This window comes from Companilactobacillus miaonis (assembly GCF_036913615.1).
GTDB lineage: Bacteria > Bacillota > Bacilli > Lactobacillales > Lactobacillaceae > Companilactobacillus.
In genome coordinates this window covers 104,176-125,561 of the sequence record NZ_JAYKTX010000005.1, presented here as the reverse complement: position 1 = coordinate 125,561, position 21,386 = coordinate 104,176, and the positions used below count along the sequence as shown (strand labels likewise).

16 protein-coding genes and 1 tRNA gene are annotated in these 21,386 nt (G+C 36.3%); 15 read left to right on the top strand and 2 right to left on the bottom strand.

Going from position 1 to position 21,386, the window contains the following annotated elements:
• The first annotated feature begins 33 nt into the window (after positions 1-33).
• Positions 34-119, top strand: a tRNA-Leu gene (locus U8521_RS05660).
• Between the two features lie 91 nt (positions 120-210).
• Here the strand turns inward: U8521_RS05660 and U8521_RS05655 are convergent.
• Entirely contained in the window at positions 211-1,200 is a 990-nt protein-coding gene (locus tag U8521_RS05655) for a tRNA-dihydrouridine synthase family protein (protein ID WP_334352124.1), read from the bottom strand.
• 302 nt (positions 1,201-1,502) lie between these two features.
• Here U8521_RS05655 and U8521_RS05650 point away from each other — a divergent pair, with 302 nt between their 5' ends.
• From U8521_RS05650 to U8521_RS05635, 4 genes are all read left to right on the top strand, one after another.
• On the top strand, positions 1,503-2,354 hold the full coding sequence (locus U8521_RS05650; protein ID WP_334332177.1) for a helix-turn-helix domain-containing protein: 852 nt from the start codon (positions 1,503-1,505) through the stop codon (positions 2,352-2,354).
• Positions 2,355-2,443: 89 nt separating this feature from the next.
• Positions 2,444-2,944 (top strand): SLAP domain-containing protein, encoded by a 501-nt coding sequence (locus U8521_RS05645; protein WP_334352123.1) that lies wholly within the window; start codon positions 2,444-2,446, stop codon positions 2,942-2,944.
• A 333-nt stretch (positions 2,945-3,277) separates the two neighbouring features.
• Positions 3,278-3,784 carry an SLAP domain-containing protein gene (locus U8521_RS05640; RefSeq protein WP_334332179.1) on the top strand — a complete coding sequence of 169 codons (507 nt, stop codon included), beginning with the start codon at positions 3,278-3,280 and terminating at the stop codon, positions 3,782-3,784.
• A 656-nt stretch (positions 3,785-4,440) separates the two neighbouring features.
• On the top strand, positions 4,441-7,482 hold the full coding sequence (locus U8521_RS05635; RefSeq protein ID WP_334352122.1) for an SLAP domain-containing protein: 3,042 nt from the start codon (positions 4,441-4,443) through the stop codon (positions 7,480-7,482).
• A gap of 74 nt (positions 7,483-7,556) precedes the next feature.
• Here the strand turns inward: U8521_RS05635 and U8521_RS05630 are convergent, their stop codons facing one another.
• Positions 7,557-8,957: a hypothetical protein gene (locus U8521_RS05630; protein ID WP_334332181.1), complete on the bottom strand. Its 1,401-nt coding sequence runs from the start codon at positions 8,955-8,957 to the stop codon at positions 7,557-7,559.
• 158 nt (positions 8,958-9,115) lie between these two features.
• On the opposite strand from U8521_RS05630, the gene rbsK reads away from it, so the two are divergent.
• The 10 genes from rbsK (at position 9,116) to U8521_RS05580 (ending at position 21,374) form a co-directional block, all read left to right on the top strand.
• On the top strand, positions 9,116-10,024 hold the full coding sequence (gene rbsK / locus U8521_RS05625) for a ribokinase (RefSeq protein WP_334352121.1): 909 nt from the start codon (positions 9,116-9,118) through the stop codon (positions 10,022-10,024).
• Between the two features lie 189 nt (positions 10,025-10,213).
• Positions 10,214-10,414, top strand: coding sequence for a cold-shock protein (locus U8521_RS05620; RefSeq protein WP_057812991.1), 201 nt, complete (start codon positions 10,214-10,216; stop codon positions 10,412-10,414).
• A 155-nt stretch (positions 10,415-10,569) separates the two neighbouring features.
• A complete protein-coding gene (locus U8521_RS05615) occupies positions 10,570-11,757 on the top strand; it encodes an MFS transporter (RefSeq protein WP_334352120.1) in 1,188 nt (395 codons plus the stop codon).
• A gap of 77 nt (positions 11,758-11,834) precedes the next feature.
• The gene (locus U8521_RS05610) at positions 11,835-12,470 is read left to right on the top strand and encodes a glycoside hydrolase family 73 protein (protein ID WP_334332184.1); all 636 of its coding nucleotides are present in this window, start codon (positions 11,835-11,837) and stop codon (positions 12,468-12,470) included.
• Between the two features lie 52 nt (positions 12,471-12,522).
• Complete coding sequence (locus U8521_RS05605) at positions 12,523-13,104, top strand: xanthine phosphoribosyltransferase (protein ID WP_135371458.1); 582 nt, start codon at positions 12,523-12,525, stop codon at positions 13,102-13,104.
• A gap of 19 nt (positions 13,105-13,123) precedes the next feature.
• Positions 13,124-14,254 (top strand): ATP-grasp domain-containing protein, encoded by a 1,131-nt coding sequence (locus U8521_RS05600; protein ID WP_334332185.1) that lies wholly within the window; start codon positions 13,124-13,126, stop codon positions 14,252-14,254.
• 3 nt (positions 14,255-14,257) lie between these two features.
• On the top strand, positions 14,258-15,553 hold the full coding sequence (gene purB, locus U8521_RS05595) for an adenylosuccinate lyase (RefSeq protein ID WP_334332186.1): 1,296 nt from the start codon (positions 14,258-14,260) through the stop codon (positions 15,551-15,553).
• Positions 15,554-15,964: 411 nt separating this feature from the next.
• Positions 15,965-18,199, top strand: coding sequence for a DNA helicase PcrA (pcrA, locus tag U8521_RS05590; protein WP_442886127.1), 2,235 nt, complete (start codon positions 15,965-15,967; stop codon positions 18,197-18,199).
• A gap of 15 nt (positions 18,200-18,214) precedes the next feature.
• On the top strand, positions 18,215-20,230 hold the full coding sequence (gene ligA / locus U8521_RS05585) for an NAD-dependent DNA ligase LigA (protein WP_334352118.1): 2,016 nt from the start codon (positions 18,215-18,217) through the stop codon (positions 20,228-20,230).
• Between the two features lie 10 nt (positions 20,231-20,240).
• Positions 20,241-21,374 (top strand): CamS family sex pheromone protein, encoded by a 1,134-nt coding sequence (locus U8521_RS05580; protein ID WP_334332189.1) that lies wholly within the window; start codon positions 20,241-20,243, stop codon positions 21,372-21,374.
• Positions 21,375-21,386: the final 12 nt, after the last annotated feature.

Here is a 21,386-nt window from a genome sequence, read left to right as displayed (position 1 = left end):
TTTTAATTATATGTATAATTATTTCTGTTGCATGCGGGTATGGCGGAATTGGCAGACGCGCAAGACTAAGGATCTTGTGGAGAATTATCTCCGTGGAAGTTCGAATCTTCTTACCCGCACTAATGAGAAAAAAAAGGAATGTTGATTAATTTCAGCATTCCTTTTTTTGTTGCTCCAGACTGAATAATGGACCTATGAATTATTTGCTTTTTATTTTTGAAAATCATCTAAAATTTGTCTAACTTCGTTGGAACTGTTGGCGCGGACTAGTTTATTTCTTAGGTCGGTAGCGCCTAATTCATCTCGGGCGTAAATTTTGAAGAAACGTTTTAGAGGAACGAACCTTGGGGTGTCAAAGTGAGTCGAGTAGTCATCGAATAGATCCAATTGTAGGCGGAGTAAGTTTAATAATTCATCTAATGAATGTGTTTTGTTGCCTGGTTCGAAGGCAAATGGGGTTGTGAAGACTCCGCGTCCAATCATGATTCCGTCTAATCCGGGATGCTGTTTAGCTAGCGTGACACCTGCTTGGTAGTTAAGGATATCTCCATTTACTTGAAGTAGGGTTTCTGGAGAAATTTGGTCTCTTAAACGAATCAAGTCATCAATTACTTCGAAGTGGGCGGCGACTTTACTCATCTCCATCTTTGTTCGTAAGTGGACTGTCAAGAGGTCGACGTGTTGGCTTAAAAGTTTAGGAATCCAGTCGTGATATTCGTCAACTTTGCTGTAACCGAGACGAGTCTTGATGCTGACGGCCAATCCAGATTCTTTGCTAGCAGTAACTATATCGTCAACTTTTTCAGGATTGCGGATCAAGTATGTGCCACCATGATTTTTGATGACTGTTTTGTCTGGGCAGCCGGTGTTGATATCAATTGCTTTGAAACCGTGAGTTTTGAGAAAATTTGTACCGGTTTGGTAGTCAATTGGTGAGTCACCCCACAGCTGTACGACGGGTTTCTTAGTTTCTCTAGGGTCAACGTAAAGTCGTCCATCAACTGGAAATTTTGTATTGGGATCGGTAATGCTTTTTGCGTATACAAATTCACTAAAAAAAGTATCCGGTGCATAGGCTTTGGCGATAACTTGACGAAAGACAGTATTACTGACTGCTTCCATAGGTGCCATGGTAAAAAATGGTCGATTCTCGGCTCTTGCCTTTTGCGCAATAGCTGACCAAAAGTTTGATTCTGTCACAATTTATTACCTCTTTGTTAAATAATCACATGTTAATTATCATACTAGTTTTTGGTTGTTGTAGCTAGTATTGTCATCTATTTGAAAATAAATTTGAATAAAAAGCCAATTTTTGTAAAAAAAACTTTTTATTGACAAAATAATGACAAAATCAACATAAAAAAGATAGTTTTTATGCAAAATACTCGAAATATCCATAATTTTGTATTTAAATCTTAATATCGCCATTTATGAAAAATACAGTTTTTTTTATAGAGGGTGGTATAGTAATATATGAAAAATATTATATTAGATAGATAGGAGTGTTGTTCTTGTTTCTTGGGTCGATTATTTATAATAAAAGACGAGAAATGAATTTGACGCAAATCGAACTTGCCAACGATATTTGCACTCAAAACACCATTAGTAAAATAGAAAAACATAATATAGCTCCAACCGTGAATATATTGATTAAAATTTGTTTGAAATTGGATCTGACTTTGAATGACGTTTTCAGCGATTTCGCTGATAAAAAAACTGAGGCAAAAGAAAGTCTCTTAGATACAATTGAGAAAAATATTTTGTTAAATCAATTAACTGGTATAGATGAAAAATTATCCAATTTACAAGGAAATCTTGGCGATGATGATAAGAAACAGTACGAATTGATTATTGGGGCTTTGAATTATTACAATGGGAATAGTGATGAGTCATTATTCACTTTGGATAAAGTCTTGCAATTAACAAAATCAGCCAATGATGATATATACACTTTATTGGCCTACTTGTTCAAAGGACTAAACTATTTGAGTCAAAATCATCTTGATCGTGCACAATATTATTTCCAAATGATTGGAGATACAGTCGAAGAAAATATCGATGTTATCAACGCCAACGATTTGGAAGGATTATTTATTTGTAAAACTTTGTCTGATTCATTCAATGATATGAAATTATTCCAAAACGCATATCAATTTGCTCATTTCGGATTGAATTATGCTAAAGAAAATCATTCGACATATTATCTAGCCGAATTGTATTTCAATGCTGCTTTGGCGGTGAAGAATAACCCAGATAGGGAAGAGCAATATCATGATTATTCACGCTTAGCTTACTATTTGGCTAAGTCAGATCAAAATGAAATTTTGCTAGAAAAAATAAGCCATATGGAATAATTTCATATAGGCTTATGCATAAATTTTGTTAAAGATGTTTAAACAATTTATACTTTAATTAGTCTAAGGAGACTAAGGAAGTATAAATTATGAAAAGAAGTACTTTGGTAACGTTCCTAGTTGTTTTATTAGGATGCTTTTCAACTTTATCTGTCCATAGTGTCAAGGCTGAATCCATCAATACTGGTAAATTTGTGGAGGTTAGCGTAAATTCAGCGAAACTTTATAATTCCACAGGTCGCACCCTAGGGAAAACAGAGCCTAGAGATAGCGATTGGTTTTTGGGAAAAACAATAAATATTAATGGGAAAAAATTTTATCAAATAGCTACTGATGAGTATTTGAGTTCTAGTGATAGTTTTATCTATCAAAATAGACCGGAGGTTATCAAAGTTTCGAATAATGGAGATGTCCCCGTTTATAACCATAATTTTGTTGAAAGTACTAATGTGGCACTCGCACCAGGAACATCCTGGTATAGTGATCGCGTGATTACTACCCCAGAAGGCATGCCGTTTGTCCGTGTTGCGACAAATGAGTATGTTGGAATGTGGTACGTTGTACAACAGAAATTTACACAAAAATACTAATTGTTGGATGGGAACATTCGAAGAATTATTGTAGAATGTTCTTTTTTTTATATTAAAATTTTACTTTTTTATGAACGTTTACATGCCTTTGGAATAGCGGATATATAAAATAATTAATAATATTATATATCATTATAGAGATAAAAATGTTGAAAAATGTGCGGAATGCTTGTACTATTAAGTTGCCTATAAATATGCCGAATAAAAATTATAGGCAACGTGTGAGTTTATATAATTTTATTTGATATGTATAGAATCAATCTTGATGTACGCTATTTTTCTGCCAAAAAATAGCTGGGGAAAAAATTTATTAGATATAGTGAGGAAATAACTATGAAAAAAACAATTGCATTTTTAGTATGCGCTCTATTAGGTGGCAGTATTGCCGCAACTACATCAACAACAAATGTTGATGCACAATCAGTTACAACGGGGAACTATGCTCAAGTTACTGATAATACAACTGTTTATGACCAAAACGGGAATAAAACAGATATCGCTCTTGAAAAAGATAGTACTTGGAAAGTTAACCAATTGGTTAAGATCAACGGAAATGAATACTTCCAAGTTGCACCTAACCAATTCCTAAGTACAAATGATAGTTTTGCATACAAAAAACGCCAGATGACCATTAAAGTTCAATCATCTGACGATAGTCCTATTCGTGTTTACGATCATAATTTGAAACAGAGAACAGACGTATCACTTGCTTCCGGAACTAAATGGTATTCCGATTCTGCAATTTATACGTCTCAAGGTATGCCTTTCTTGCGTGTTGCTACTGATCAATACGTTGCCATGTTTGATGTAACTCAACAACAATTTAAGGCTTCTATTTAATTAATTTACTACTTTAATATGTGTGTGAATTCTTAACTTAAAGATATTCGTGGTATGCCGACCATGGATATCTTTTTTTATTTTCTATATATATCAATCTTAATGTACACTGCCAAATGTACTTAAATATTTATTAGATATATGAGGTGTATCTTTATTACAATTCGTAGTTTACTATCATTTGATTTAAATTTTGATTCAAGTTTTGTAAAGAGCTTTTTCCAAAAGTGAATCAAATTTATTGAATATAAAAAGAAACATTTAAAATTCAAAAAAAGGATAATAAATTACGATTGTGTGACACTTGGCACAAAAACAAATGCCTCCACAAAGCCAATTCTAATTAAACTACTTATTTCTGTCAACTAATTTTAACAATTGATTGTGAGCAATTTATTTAGAAAACAGTACTATAAATTAAATGATAATTATCCTGTTTATATTGTCTAGTTTTCTAAAAAGGATGATTTTATAAAAAATATGATAGTGATTACTTACTCATACAAATGGTATATATATTCCACTTTTGGCTACAAACCCTATACACGTTGAAATTGGGGCATTTAATAACATTTTTTAATCAATCTCTTTGATTGGTATATATAAAAATTGAGACTAAAATCTATTCTAGAAAGTAGAAAAGAGTGATTATTGAAATGTTATTAAATAAGAAATGCGTTTATTTAGGAGTTTCATTATTTTCAGCAATGATATTAGGTTCACTGAATAATCAAAATGTTAAAGCTGCGACAACTAGTCAATCGCCGTCAACACAGGTTAATGATTCAAGCGTTAAGTCTACTAGGGGTCAAACAATAACGAGTACAGCGACTATAACCACTGAACCTACTACTACAACACAAAGTTCTACAAGCTCAACAGCTTCTACCACAGGGACAACAACTGATACAGGAACTATAACACCAAGCACTAGCACTACAAGTTCAACGGGAACTGTTTTAAGTCCAAGTACGGGAACAACGACAAGTGGAACAACCGCTCCAAGTACGAGCACTACAACTGGGACAGCTACTCCAAATACAGGAGCAACTACAACGACCGGGACAACTACTCCAAGTACAGGAGCAACTACAACAACTGGGACAACCGCTTCAAGTACGAGCACTACAACGACTGGAACGACCGCTCCAAGTACGGGAGCAACTACAACAACTGGGACAACTGCTCCAAGTACGAGCACTACAACGACTGGAACGACTACTTCAGGCACAGGAACAGTGACAACGACCGGAACAACTACTTCAAGCACTGGGACAACAACCAGTTCGACAACGACGGCACCTACGACCACATCGACAAACACTAGTACGACAAGCCCTACTACTGTCACAAATCCATATGCCATTCCAAGTGATGTTACTGACAATACGGTTGTAAATATTGAAGATCCATTATTGAATTACATGATTAAACAAGAATTAAAATTGTCTGCGACTCAAAATATTACTGTTGGTGATATCAAGAATTACAGTGGTGTCATGAATTTGGATGATGCTTATTACCTTACATATAAGCCAAGTACAATTGGTTATCAAGTTGAGACTTTCAGTGGGATGCAATATTTGAAATTCTTACCATCAACCAGTCCAATCTCACTTTACGTTAATGTTGCATATGACAAGGATTCTAATCCAGATTTGACACCTTTGGAAGGATTGTCGTTTGCTAATCAAAAAATTGGTTTGATCGGTAACTTTAGTGACCCTAATTATAAGGAAATTGATGTTAGTCAATTACCAAAACTTAATTATTACGGGGCTGGTGCTCTCACACTTGAAGGATCAGGTTCGATTTCGAATAATAATGTTAATAATGCTGGTATTAATCAAACACAATTAGAGGAGTTAGCACCAATGTTGATCAAATTTGGTTCTTATACTTCATCAAGTTTGCCATATGGTCCATCTATTTATTTGAATAATACTAATATTACAGATTTTTCATCATTGAAGGGTATTGCTGACAATTCAGGTGGTTATTTAAGCATTGAGAATAATTTATATGATCCAACGACATTGTATGCCGTCACGAAACAGCCAATGACCTTCGCTACTGAACATGTAACTGGTCTTAATGGTGAAGATTTGGCATCAACTTACACCGTCACACCTGCTGTATCTTTTTCAGATTATCAAAATAACAATATTACTTATTTAGGAAATGATGATTATTCTTTGAGTCAACCGGATAGTGTGGATAATCAATTCACATATGAAAATGTAATGTCTGGTTTTGGTATTGGTAATCCTTATACAGAAAAAATTGGTAATACAACTGTTTCTTATCAAGGTTCAGTAACGCAGCCAATTGATTGGCAATCAGCACCTAGCGTTAAAATCCTTTATACTGACCAAAATAATCAACCAATTCTTTCAAATGGTTCACAATTGACGGAGACGGTTGATGGTACGACGATTGGGTCAACGTATGATTTGACGCCATACACTAAATTAACTGGTTACACATTTGTCAATTCATCTGGTTCACTGACAGGGAAGTATACTCAAAATCCACAAGTAGAGACATTTGAATTCAAAGCTATTCCAGTCACACCACCAGCAACGACTCCAAGTACTGGCACAACTACAACAGGTACAACGACTCCAAATACTGGCACAACCACAACTGGCACGACAACCCCAGGTACAGGAACAACTACTGGCACTGTACCATCAGATACTTATAATGACGAAGGTACTACCACAACTTCATCAACACCAACAACTCCAACCATTACAACGAAACCTGTTGATATTACTGTTTCTGCAGTTTCAAAGAATCCAGTTCAAGTTTATGGTTCAGATGGTTCAGCCATTTCTGGTAAGACGGTTATTCTAGCTGATACTACTATTAAGCAGAGTGCAACGATCAATGGCACTTTGTACTATCAGATTGGCAATGACGAATGGGTACCTGCTAGTGACTTTAATTCTTATCAAGCAAGCACAGGTATTGCTAAGACCGGCACGACCGATGCAGTTTTAGTAAATTCCGAGGGTGTGACACTTGATTACAAGTTAGCTCCAAACACTGCTTGGAAATACGACAGAATTGTTACTATTCAAGGTAAACAATATTATGAAGTCGGTAATAACGAGTACTTGTCAGCCGATGATTCATTAGCTTACACTCCTGTTAAAGCCGATTTGACCATCAAGACACCTGTTGAAGTCTACAATTCCGAAGGTAAGGAAATTACTAGAATTTTGCCAACTCACAGTGATTGGGCAACTGATGGTATTTCAACGATCAATGGCATTAGAATGTATCATGTTGGTACCAACGAGTGGATTTCAGCCGAAAATGTCAATCCATATACTTCTGTCAAAACAATCTTTAATAGTACAACTGATACACCAGTCTTTGATATTACAGGTCAATTGACTAAGAAGACTCTTGATCCAGGCACTGCTTGGAAAGTTGATAGAATTACTGAAATCAATGGCACAAAGTATTATCGTGTAGCTCAAAACGAATTTGTCAAAGTACCAGATACATCAATTACGGTTGCTAATGACGTGATCGATGTGTCAAATATCGTTCCAATTTACGATGAAAAAGGTGATGTGACTGATATGAATTTGGCTGCCGATACAGCTTGGAGATTTGATAAGACTGTAACCATCGGTGGACAAAAGTATTATCGTGTTGCAACTGATGAGTACGTTAAAGCTTAATTAGGACTCGTCAAACAATTTAGAAAATAAAAATAGCATCCGCTCTCAATGTGCCTATGAGAACAGATGCTATTTTATTTTTCTTTAGCTTCAATCAATTTAACTTTTTTCAAAATTTGTTTGTCGAAAGCCTTCATATAATCAGTTTGATTCTTGAATTTCTTATTTTTAAGTTTTCTTTGAGCGTCAGTCCAGTCGTAATAATTAATTGGAACCATATTACGATCCTTGTGGGTGACGTACAATTCAGAAAAATTATTGTCTGTTTGAATAGGACCGGTCATCCAAATGTACTTGTCATTACGATATTGCAAGAAGTACTGTGTGTCACGCGTGATGGTATTTTGATATTGCGAATATCTAATTTGCATATCAAAGGTTTGACCATAGTCATGGGAAAGGTAATCCATTCTAACTCCTAGAACTAGTGTCACCAATCCAAACAACGGTAAGAGGATTTTTCCGTAATTATTGAAGAAAATATCGAAATTGACTGCAAAAATTGTAACTAGGAAAACGTAACTAGCGAACATACATCTGGAACCGAATGGTGAAACGATGATAAATGGTGCGATAACGACATAAGTTGATAGTAATAAAGCAAAGTTAGCAATTTTTTGTTTAATGTTCTTGAGTTTTAAACTGTAAAAAATAGTGAAGATTGAGAAAATCAAGACTGCTGTTCCAACGATGATCAGATGTTTTGGTGTATAAGTGATTCGTAGATAATGGAATAGTGTATCTTTAGAGCCTGACCCAGAAACAGAGCGATAAGCATCGGAACCAAAGAGGATTTTGATATAGGCACCGTTGATGAACATCAAGATTGCCCCAAGGAAATTTCCACCTAAAATGAGGTTGAGAATCTTTTTGAATTCATCACCAAAGTGTTTTCTAAGGAAAATCCAAACTAAAACGACATTGAAACAGTTCAATAAAGTAACGTGTTCGGCAAAGAACTGGGCTGCAACGGCAGCTAAGAAAATCAATACCATTTGTGTACGATAATAATGTACATGTTTGTTTTCGTAGTTCTTTAAGACCAGGTAGAGCATGAATAATGGAAAAATAGCGGAAGGTAAGTAATTAGCAAAACCGGCGTGCCAACCTAAAATTTGTTTAAAAATCATCACTGGACTTAAAAGAATTGCAGTAGCAGCAATGGCACTGGAAACTAATCCAATATTTTTTGTAGGAGAAATCTCTTCACGAATCTTTTGAATTAAATAAACAATTGTTGTGGGAAAGATTCCGTAAGCTAAAAAGGCAACGGTTTTGATTTTGGTCATCAAAATGACTAAAAGATCACCAAGATAGCGCCCATCGTAATAGGTAAAGATACCATTAGGGAAATAATTACTCCCAAAGTAAGTTCCCCAGTGTAAGTCATCACCAAGAAGCGGCATCCACATCCCAATCAGACCGAAAATAACGAATAAAACGAAATAAAAGCTGAGTTTGGCTGTTCTTTTCATAAACTTATCCTTTGAATTTTTATTAACTAAAAATATATTTTATCATTATTTGAAAAAATATGAGCGTGAACTTGTGGTAAATAACCTACTATTGATAATATAATTAATTGATATTAGAGAAAATTCTTAAATGTTAATAAAAAGGTGGACTATTTAATATGAAGAAGATTGTTGTATTAGGATCAACCAACGTTGATACGATATTGAACATCAAGCGTTTGCCATTGCCTGGAGAAACGATGGCGATGGATGGTCAATCAAGCGCTGGTGGCGGTAAAGGTGCCAATCAAGCTTTAGCTGCTACTAGAGCAGGAGCAAATACTTCCTTTGTTAGTAAAATTGGTGATGACCATGCGGCAGATTTTATGCTCGACACTTTTAAAAAGGATGGTTTAAATATTGATCATGTCACGAAGACGTCTGAAGCTGGTACTGGAAAGGCCTATATTCTTTTAGATGAGAAGGGTCAAAACAGTATTTTGATTTACGGTGGGGCCAATCAGACAATCGGTATAGACGATATTAACGCCGCAAAAGAAACAATTAAAAAAAGTGACTGTTTAATTTCAGAATTTGAAACTCCAATCTCTGTAACGATTGAAGCTTTTAAAATTGCCAAGGAAAACGGTGTCATCACGATACTAAACCCCGCCCCAGCAAAGGATGATATTCCACTAGAATTATTAAAATTGACGGACATTATCGTTCCAAATGAAACTGAAGCGAGCGCTATAACGGGTGTAAAAGTTGAAGACAAAAAATCTATTATAAATTCTGCCGAGAAATTGAATAAAATGGGCATAAACCGTGTTATAATAACTATTGGTAGCAGGGGATCACTTTATTACTCTGAAGGTAAAGAAGAATTTGTTGACGCTTACAAAGTGTCGGCGATTGACACAACCGCAGCTGGTGATACTTTTATTGGTTATCTGGCAGCTAAGTTAGATTCTGACTTAGGCAATGTCGTTGAAGCAATGAAGTTTGCTAGTAAGGCTTCATCAATTGCTGTTCAAACTAAGGGAGCACAGAATTCAATTCCTTACGTTGAAGATGTTAAAATTTAGGCATTTATCGGGGAAAACTTTATTTAACTTAGATTGTAATAAGTTGTTAATCATGTTACTATAAGAGTTGTATTTTTGAATGGTGAATGGTTCGGATGGTTTGAATGTTTCGTACTTTAGACTTTCTTCCATAATGTACCACGAAATAAATGCACAACTAATATATTATTTATCAGGAGGAATAGTCTGATGGAACACGGAACAGTTAAATGGTTTAACGCAGAAAAAGGCTATGGTTTTATTACACGCGAAGATGGTAGTGACGTATTTGTTCACTTCTCAGCAATCCAAGGTGACGGTTACAAGACACTTGAAGAAGGTCAATCTGTAACATTCGATATCGAAGATAGCGATCGCGGACCACAAGCTTCAAACGTTGTTAAGGACTAATTATAAACTTTAATAAACTTTGAATTTTAAGCCAATCCAACGGATTGGCTTTTTTGGTGTCTTCAAAAAGGTTCTCTGAAATCTTTACAGAAAATTTACATTAACTAAACATTAGTGTTTTATGATTAAAACCTGATGTGTAGAGGGTGGTGAATATGGAAGACACATGGAGAAAGAATTTTAAAGTTCTTTGGTTCGGCAGCTTTATTACCGATATGGGAAATGCGATGACGTTACCATTTATTGTCTTGTTCATCGACACCTTAGGTAATTTTTCGAGTACCCAATTAAATTTTTTAGGGGCAGCAGCTTTTTCTTTGACTTATCTAATGAAGGCTCTTGTCTCCCCACTTTGGGGAAGGCTAGCTGATTTAAAAGGTCGAAAGTTGATGTGTTTACGAGCTTCCGGAGTGATGACCATAACTATCTTGATGGTTGGATTGTCACCTAATGTTTGGTGGCTACTATTTTTTCGAGCTTTACAAGGAGCCTTTTCTGGCTACATCAATAATGCCAATGCTCTGATGTCTGTCTCAGTACCTAAAGGTATTCAGGGTAAAGTTTTGAGTAAATTAGTCACTGGAAGTATCACTGGAACTTTAATTGGACCGTTGTTAGGAGGTTTTTTGGCAACTTGGTTAGGATATCGAGGAGCTTTTTTCCTAACGAGTTTTTTAATGGGGATGGTTTTTCTTTTAACCTTATTATTTGTTAAGGAAACTTTTACATTGATCAAAAAGCAGAATCTACAGCCGGTTTTACCAATAATGAGAAAGATCGGTGGCAGTTTCTTTTTAGCACTATTTGGCTCCCTCTTAGCTATTCAAGCGACGACCAATGCAATTACACCAATGATCAGTTTATTCGTCAAAGAGCTCAATTCTAATAGCAATAACTTAGTTATAGTGACTGGAATCGTTTCTTCTGCTCCAGGATTGGCAACAATTTTGACGGCAGGGTTGATTGGCGGTTTTATTGATCGAATCGGTGCAATTAGAAGTCTGATAATTTTTTTAAGTTTAGCCATCGTCAGTTTAGTGTTGACTAGTTGCGTGACAGGCGTTTGGCAGTTAACAGTTTTAAGATTTGTTCTCGGGGTATCTGATGCGGCTTTGATTCCTTCGATTCAAATTTTAACTGTACGAAATGTACCGTCGACTATTTTTGGTCGGATTTTTAGTTATAATCAATCAGCGCAGGCATTTGGAAATGTTTTGGGTCCGATGTTTGCGGCAGTGATTGCGACTGGATTTGGGTACAAGAGTATCTTCTTATTCTCCGCTATTTTAGAAGTTTTAGCTTTGTCTTTTTGGGTGAATTATTTAAAGCAGAAACATTATTAAAATTCTGTTTCAAATCACAAATTTTTCAAAGTTATCGGCTATAATTAGAATTAATAAACTTAAAAGGGATAGATCAATTGCCACAAAAGAGAAGATATACAAAAAGGCGGCACAAAAGTCGGAAATACAATAATACAACTGTAATTTTATTAGCAATCGTGGCTGTATTTGTTATCAGCTTCTTTGGTTACAGGAGATATGTCCAGCATCAAAACGAGACGCAAGTTGAAACGGTTCAACAAAAGCACGCCGCTTTTATTAAAAAAGTTTCACCATACGCTGTGGAATTAGGGCAAACTTATGGTGTGTTACCAAGTATCACGATTGCTCAAGCTATTTTGGAGAGTGACTGGGGAACTAGTACTTTAGCTAGCCAGTACAATAATTACTTTGGTATCAAGGGGTCGGACCCCAATAATACGAAAGTTTTGCAGACGAAGGAATATACTGACGGTCAGTGGGTAACAATCAACGGGCGTTTTCGGGTTTATTCGGATTTTCGTGAGTCGATGAAGGATCATACACAATTGTTAGTCAATGGTACAACGTGGAATTCGCAGCAATACAAGCAAGTTCTGCAATCGAAGGATTATATTGATGCCGCAGTCGCATTGCAAACTGATGGATATGCGACCGATCCAGGCTATACAAGTAAAATTATTCGGATTATACAAAAATATAATCTTAAAAAGTATGATGAAGGTATCAAGTGAAAAACATGTATGATAGACTCTAATTATTCTATTAAATAGGGGAGAACTTGTAATGAAGGAACTAGAAGAAAGAATCAAAAAGGATGGTCGCGTTTTAGGTAAAGACGTATTAAAGGTTGATAGTTTTTTAAACCATCAAATTGACCCAATGTTAATGGAAAAAATGGGCGAAGAATTTTACGAACATTTTAAAAATGAAGGAATCAACAAAATCTTAACGGTTGAATCTTCCGGAATCGCCCCAGCAGTGATGACTGGCTTGAAATTCCAAGTACCAGTTGTTTTTGCTAGAAAACACAAATCCGTAACATTGAGTGATGATCTTTATTCATCAGAAGTTTATTCATTCACTAAGAAAACTTCTAATCACATCAGTATCGCTAAAAAGTATCTTTCAAGTAGTGATAAAGTGTTGATCATTGATGATTTCTTGGCTAATGGTCAAGCAGTTAATGGCTTGAATACGATTATTGATGCTGCTGGAGCCCAACTGGCTGGTATCGGGATCGTGATCGAAAAGTCATTCCAAAAGGGAAGACAAATGATCGACAAATCAGGTATTCCAATCTATTCACTAGCTAGAATTACAGCTTTTGAGAACGGACAAGTTGTCTTTGGAAAAGAAGACGAGTAGTAATTAAGAAGGTGGAGTTATGACTTTTATTGCGCCCGGTAAAACTTTAGGCATAATTGGTGGCGGCAGTGAAACTTATATTTTTGAATTAGAAGCTAAGAGAATGGGTTTTCGGACGATGCTCTTAACAGATGAAGAGAATGATATTGCGATTCAAGCTGCTGACAGTTATTTAGTCGGTACCTTAGAGGAAATAAAGAATCTAAGCGAATTGGGCCATAGAAGTGATCTTCTCTTGTATATGGATGAAAATTTCGACAGTGCTTTGTTAAAAGAGTTGTCGAAAACCTTTAACGTTGCTCAAGGGGCTGATCTCTTGGCAATTGTTCAAGATCGATACATCGAAAGAACCTTCTTAAACGACTTGAAATTAAATGTTCCACCATTTTTTTCTATTGTGACTGTTGATGATATTAAAAAAGCTATTGATGAAATTGGATTCCCTTGTATCTTGAAACCAATCACGCGAAATCAAAAAGTTTTAAAACGTCATATCCTTTACAACGAAGAAGATGTGGAACACGTTTATCAATTACTAAAAGATGGAACATACATTTTGGAAGCTTGGATCGAAACCAAGTCGGAATATTCTATCATGGTAAGTAAAAGTAAAGATGGGAAGATTCATACATTTCCAATGATCCAGGAGATTTATGATGGCGAACATTTGATGAGTTCTTTTATTTATAAAAAGAATGATCCAGATGTTGAAGCTGAAATGCAGCGAGTTGCTTTGTTGGTAGCTGAAAATGTTAATTACGTAGGAATCTTTGGCATTGGATTTATTTTGTCAGAGTCGGGTGTCTTGTACGTTAAGGGAATTTTTCCTGGAACTAATTATTCAGCTAATGTTTACCAAGAAGCAACTGGAGTTTCACAATTTGAATTACATATCAGAGCGATTTGTGATTGGCCAATTCCTGAAATTTTCCCAAGAACTAATGCCGCTACTTTAAAAATTATCGAAGGTAATTTGGCACAGAGTTTGGATCTACTTCAGGAAAAAGCTCAATGGAAATTTAACTATTACACAGGTTTTAAGGCTAAGAATCAAGCCGACAGGGATGTCGGATATATCTCGATTTTTTCAGATGATTTAGAAGAATTAAAGAATGATATCTTAACAACTAATATTTGGAGAGTAGAATAATTCATGATTGATAGATATGTAACTGAACAGATGAAACCAATTTGGACTGACCAAAATAGATTTCAAGCTTGGTTAGAAGTAGAAATTGCGGCCGTTGAAGGTTGGAGCAAACTAGGTGAAATTCCGGCTGAAGATGCTAAATTGATTGCTCAAAATGCCAAATTTAACGTCGCTGAAATTGCGGAAATCGAAAAACAAACTAAACATGATGTCGTAGCTTTTACAAGAGACGTTTCACGTTATTTAGGACCAGAAAGAAAGTGGGTTCACTTCGGACTTACATCAACTGACGTAGTTGATACAGCTTATGGTTACTTGATGAAGCAAGCTAATGACATTATTCGTGAAGATCTCAATGAATTTCTCGAAGTAGTTAAAGAAAAAGCTTTGAAGTACAAAGATACACCAATGATCGGTAGAACCCATGGAGTGCACGCTGAACCAACTACTTTTGGTTTAGTTTTGGCCAACTGGTATTCTGAAATTAAACGTGATATCGAACGTTTCGACCACGCTGCTAAAGGTGTCGAAGCCGGTAAGATCAGCGGTGCCGTTGGTAGTTATGCTAATGTCCCAACTAGTGTTGAAAAATTTGTTTGTGATAAATTAGGAATTCGTGCTCAAGAGATCTCAACACAAGTTCTCCCAAGAGACCTCCATGCTGAATACATTCAAACGATGGCTTTGATTGCCACATCGATCGAACGATTTGCTCTAGAAGTTCGTCACTTACAAAGAACTGAAGTTAGAGAAGCTGAAGAGTTCTTTGCCGCTGGACAAAAAGGATCAAGTGCCATGCCGCACAAGCGTAACCCAATCGGTTCAGAGAACGTAACAGGTTTAGCACGTGTTATTCGTGGACATGCTTTTACAGCCTTAGAAGATGTGCCATTGTGGCATGAACGTGATATTTCACATTCTTCAGCTGAACGTGTCATTATTCCAGATACAACAGAACTATTAGATTACATTTTGAGAAGATTTACTAAGATCACCAAAGATCTAACAGTCTTCCCAGATAAGATGTTAGAAGATATGAATATCACGCATGGTTTGATCTATTCACAACGTGTCTTGTTGAAATTAGTTGAAGCAGGCTACTCACGTGAACAAGCTTATGATATTGTTCAACCGATGACAGCTAAAGCTTGGGATGAGAAGAAAGACTTCCGAACAATGCTCGAAAATGATAACCGAGTAACAGACAAGCTATCAGATGCTGACCTCGATGATGCCTTTGATTATCACTGGCATTTAAGAAATGTCGATGAAATTTTCAAACGAGTAGGTTTGGAATAGAATAGATTCTTTTGGAGCGGGGGTGTAGTATGCCGTCCTCCGCAACAAACTGAATTCCTGTTCTAAATTGAGTAAAATAACGTAAATAATAAAAAAGGGTATTACTAGATGCAGCAATTTACTGTGATCTAAGTAGTATCCTTTTATTTTGGAATAATTTTAGAAAAGCAACTCCGTATCTAAGTTATAAAGTAGTTCAGCATAAAATTTGAATAGAAATTATATCCAGAAAATAGCACCGGCAGCGTTCCAGTACATCACGGGGATTGTGCGGAAGACGGCATATTACACTAACTAAATATAATAGAAACGCAACCATAGTTTTTCGCTCTTAACATAAAAATTTGCTACAATATAAACAGCTATTTTAAGAGCAACTAATTTTTTTACACAAAGATTTGAGGGAGTAGAATTTTGGATAATACATTATTAAAAGGTCTTAATCCAGAGCAACAAGATGCCGTTAAAGCAACACAGGGACCATTGTTGATCATGGCTGGTGCCGGTTCTGGTAAGACACGAGTTTTGACACATCGTGTGGCTTATTTGATTGAAGAAGAAAATGTTATGCCGTGGCATGTTCTAGCAATTACTTTTACAAATAAGGCCGCAAAAGAAATGAAAGAAAGAATCGGCAAATTGTTAGATGAATCAGCTAGCGACGTTTGGGTTTCAACTTTCCACTCTCTTTGTGTAAGAATTTTAAGAAGAGACATCGACAAGATGGGAAAGCCTAAGACGTTTACGATTGCTGATCCTAGTGAACAAAGAACTTTAATGAAACAAATTTTGACGAAGATGAACTTAGATCCGAAGCGTTATGATCCTCGGGCTTTGTTAGGTACGATCAGCAATGCTAAAAATGAATTGCTGACACCAGAACGTTATGCACAAGTAGCTGCCAGCCCTTACGAACAAACGGTAGCCAGTGTTTATGACGCTTATGCTAAAGAAATGGATCGCAACAACTCGCTTGATTTTGATGATTTGATCATGACTACTAGTCAATTATTCGATGAAAATCCCGATGTTTTGGAAAAGTATCAAGAAAAATTCCAATACATTCACGTTGACGAATACCAGGATACTAATGAAGCTCAATATAAATTAGTTAAACAACTTGGTGGTAAGTATCGTAATGTCTGTGTCGTTGGGGATGCTGATCAAAGTATTTACGGGTGGCGTGGCGCTAATATTCAAAATATTATGAACTTTGAAAAGGATTATCCAGAAGCTACGACAATTAAGCTGGAACAAAATTATCGTTCAACTAAGACAATTTTGAAAGCAGCTAATGAAGTTATCAATCACAATTCCAATCGCAAACCTAAAGAGTTATGGACTGATAATGCTGATGGAGAGAAGATCAAATTCTATCGTGGGCAAAATGAATCTGATGAAGCTTTGTTCGTCGTCGACCAAATTAAGAATTTACTTCTACAAGGCTTTAACTATGGAGATTTTGCAGTTCTTTATCGGACAAATGCACAATCACGTACTTTTGAAGAGAAACTTATGCAAGCTAATATGCCATACAAAATTATTGGTGGGCATAAGTTCTATGATCGAAAGGAAATTAAGGATGTTTTGGGTTACTTGCGTTTGATTGCTAATCATGACGATTCAATGAGTTTTCAACGGGTCATCAACAGTCCTAAACGTGGTATTGGACCTGGTACGATTGAAAAACTGCAAAGTTATGCTGACGAACACGGTTGGTCACTATTGGAAGCAGCGGAAAATATTGAATTATCACCCTTGGCAGCAAAACCTAGAAAAACTATTGGCCATTTTGCTAAGGTGATTGATGATTTAACTAAATTGGCAGAAACTGAATCAATGACTGTTTTGATGAATCACTTATTGGAAGATTCGGGTTATGTTGAAGATTTGAAGCAACAGAATAATTTGGAATCTCAAGCTAGAATTGAAAATATTGAAGAACTTTTGACTGTTACGACGCAATTTGACCAAGCTTATGAACCAGATCCGGAAGTTGATGAAACTCGTTTGACGACTTTCTTGACTGAATTATCATTGGTCAGTGATCAAGACGATATTGAAGAAGAACAAACTGAAGTTACCTTGATGACGTTACATGCTGCCAAGGGACTAGAATTTCCAGTTGTCTTTTTAGTAGGTATGGAAGAAGGTATTTTCCCATTAGGTCGTTCACTTCTAAAAGAAGACGATCTAGAAGAGGAACGTCGTCTAGCATATGTTGGTATCACTCGTGCCGAAAAGAGGTTATACTTAACCAATGCCTTCAGTCGTACGCTTTATGGTCGTACGCAAAATAATCCTACTTCTCGTTTTGTTGAAGAAATCAATGATGATGCTCTAGAACCAGTTAATACGAATGCTGGCAATCTTGGTGGTCGCAACGAATCATTCAAGCAACGTCGCCGTCGTGCTGCAACTAGTGCCACCTTTACTTCACCAACTTTGAAAGCCAAGGGTGCCCAAGGCGCTGAAAAACTTCATTGGAACGTTGGCGATAAAGTTGATCACAAGAAGTGGGGTCGTGGAACAGTTGTTAAAGTCAATGGTGATGGTAAGAATGCCGAGTTGGACATTGCCTTTGATAGCCAAGGAATCAAGCGACTATTAGCAGAATATGCACCAATTAAAAAAGTAACTGATTAATTTAGAGGTGAGAGCATGGCTGAAATAACTAAAGCACAAGCTAGTCAAGAACTAGATAAAATTCGTCCCCAATTAAATAGTTGGCGTGAAGCTTATTACACAAAAGATGCTCCCTTAGTTGAAGATAATGTTTATGACCAACTTTACAACCGACTTTTAGATTTGGAAAAAATGTATCCTGAATTAGTTACGCCAGATTCACCATCACAGGAAGTTGGGGATGTGACTTTACCTGATTTTAATAAGGTAACTCATGATATTCCGATGCTTTCGATGGGAGATGTTTTTTCTGAGGCGGAATTAGCTGAATTTAATGATCGAATTGAAAAAAATGTTGGACATAAAGTTGATTATAATGTTGAATTAAAAATTGACGGGTTATCACTTTCATTAATTTATGAAAATGGTATCTTAGTACAAGGTTCAACTCGTGGTAACGGAACAATTGGTGAAAATGTTACTGAAAATGTAAAAACTATCCAAGATATTCCACAAAAATTGAGTCGACCACTGACGTTTGAAGTCCGTGGCGAATGTTTTATGTCAAAAAAGGAATTCTTACGTTTGAATCAAGAACGCGAGAGTCAAGGACAACAAGTCTTTGCTAATCCTAGAAATGCGGCTGCCGGAAGTTTACGACAATTAGATCCTAAAATCACCGCTTCAAGAAAACTCGACACGTTCATGTACACGATCGTCACTTTTGATGACTTAAATGTGACCACGCAACATGAGGCACTTGAGACGCTTAAAGAATTAGGTTTCAATGTTAATCCAACTGCACAAGTTACAACTGGACTTGACGGTGTGAAAGATTTTATTGAGCATTACGGTGAAGTTCGGGATGATCTTGATTATGGAATCGATGGAGTCGTTTTAAAGGTCAACGATTTAGCTACACAACAAAGTTTAGGTAATACAGTCAAAGTGCCACGTTGGGAAATTGCTTATAAGTTTCCACCTGAACAAGCCGAATCAGTTGTTCATGATATCAGTTGGACGATTGGTCGGACTGGCGTTCTAACACCAACAGCGGTAATGGATCCGGTCAGTTTAGCAGGAACGACGGTTTCCAGAGCTACTTTGCATAATGTCGATATGATCAAACAAAAGGACATCCGAATCGGCGACACGGTTTTATTACATAAAGCGGGAGATATTATTCCGGAAGTATCGCAAGTGGTTTTGAGTAAACGTCCTAAGGATTCACAGCCAGCTGAGATTCCAACTCACTGTCCATATTGTGATTCAGAATTGATTCACTTGGAAGATGAAGTAGCGCTACGTTGTATCAACCCCAAGTGTCCTGCTCAAGTTAAAGAGCAATTGACACATTTTGCTTCTAGAAATGCGATGAACATTGATGGATTAGGACCTAAAATTGTTGAACAGCTTTACAGTAAAGAATTGATTCAAGATGTAGCGGATCTCTATAAGTTAACTGCAGACGATTTAGCTACTTTGGACGGATTCAAGGAAAAATCTATCAACAATTTATTAACAGCGATTGATAACTCGAAGAGTAATTCAGTGGAACGATTGTTGTTTGGTTTAGGGATTCGTCACGTCGGTGCAAAAGCTGCGAGAATCTTAGCTGAGCATTTTGGTGATTTAGATAGTATAATGAATGCTTCGGCTGATGAAATCCTTGCAGTTAATACAATGGGTGAAATCATTGCTGACAGTATTGCTACATATTTTGCAAATAGTGATGTTAAAAAGTTAATAAATGAATTAAAATCAGTTAATGTCAATATGAATTTTTTGGGTAGTTCTAATTCTAATGAAACAAATGACCATTTTACTGATAAAATAATTGTTATAACCGGAACACTAAAAAGTTATAAACGTTCTCAATTGACTGAATTACTGGAAAATCTTGGTGCAAAAGTAACTAGTTCGGTTACTAAGAAGACTGATATTTTGATTGCTGGTGAAAAGGCCGGAAGCAAATTAACGAAGGCTCAGCAATTGGGAACTCAGATTATTGATGAAGCAACATTGTCGGATTATTTGGACAATGAAGAGTAGGAGATCAGTTTTGAAAAAATTCTTAAAAACTACATCGTTATTACTAATGTGTTCGTTGTTGTTAACTGCCTGTGGAAACTTGCAAAACTCTAGTTTGTCATCAGGTGGTGGCGATACGAACAAAACAAATGTCCAAACGACTAGTTCGTCGGATTCAAGTAGTTATGATGTTTTATTAAGTGGCGGTAAGTACAAAACGAGTCCAATTTCTGGAATCACGGCTGCTGACAATACCAATCAATTCAATAGTAGAAGTTTTGAAAGTGGTTTAATGAGTTTGTCGAAGAAACAATTTTCAACGAACAATTATGTTTTCCAAGAAGGACAAGTTTTAACTGCAAGTAAGGTGTCAAATTGGCTAGGTAGAAAATCTAAATCCAATCCAACCGGTTTAAATCCTAAGGACAATGGTTCTAAGGCTGAAGATAAGCGTGCACCGATGTATTTCCAACAAATGCTAGAAGAGGATTACTTGACTAAGCAAGATGGAAAATACAAGTTGGCGGGGATGTCGATCGGTATTGCGATGAATAAAATCGACTACTACCAAAAGAAGCAGTATGGTGCTACTTATAAGACCTCTATCAGTACTGAACAACAAAAAGAACAAGGTGAAAGAATTGCTAAAGAAGTAGTTAAAAGACTTCGGGCAGATAAAGAAGTTGGTGATATTCCAATTGTCGTCGCCTTGTATTCAGTTGCTCCACAAGATACTTTAGTTGGTGGAACTTATTTCCAATATTCCATCAGCAAGAGTGGTAGCCTAGGTAGCTGGAAAGATTTGGACTACAAGAATCAAATGTTACCAACTGTTAATGGTGAAAATGCAATTAACAGTAGTGATGCTGATGCCTTTTCTAACTTCAAAGACCACATCCAAGATTACTTCCCTAATTTATCTGGGGTAACGGCTCAAGCTAAGTACGATGGTGATACTTTGAAGTCATTGGATATTACGATCAATACGCAATTCGATGGTTTGGCACAGATTACTAGTTTTACGCAATTCGTACAACAAAGTGCCTCGAAGTACTTGCCTTCAGGGGCAGATTTGGATATCAGTATTCAAACTGTTGATGAGCAACAGTCATTTGTGACACGTACGAATGGTAAATTCACTTCACACGTTTATGATGCAGATTAAAAAGGAGAAACT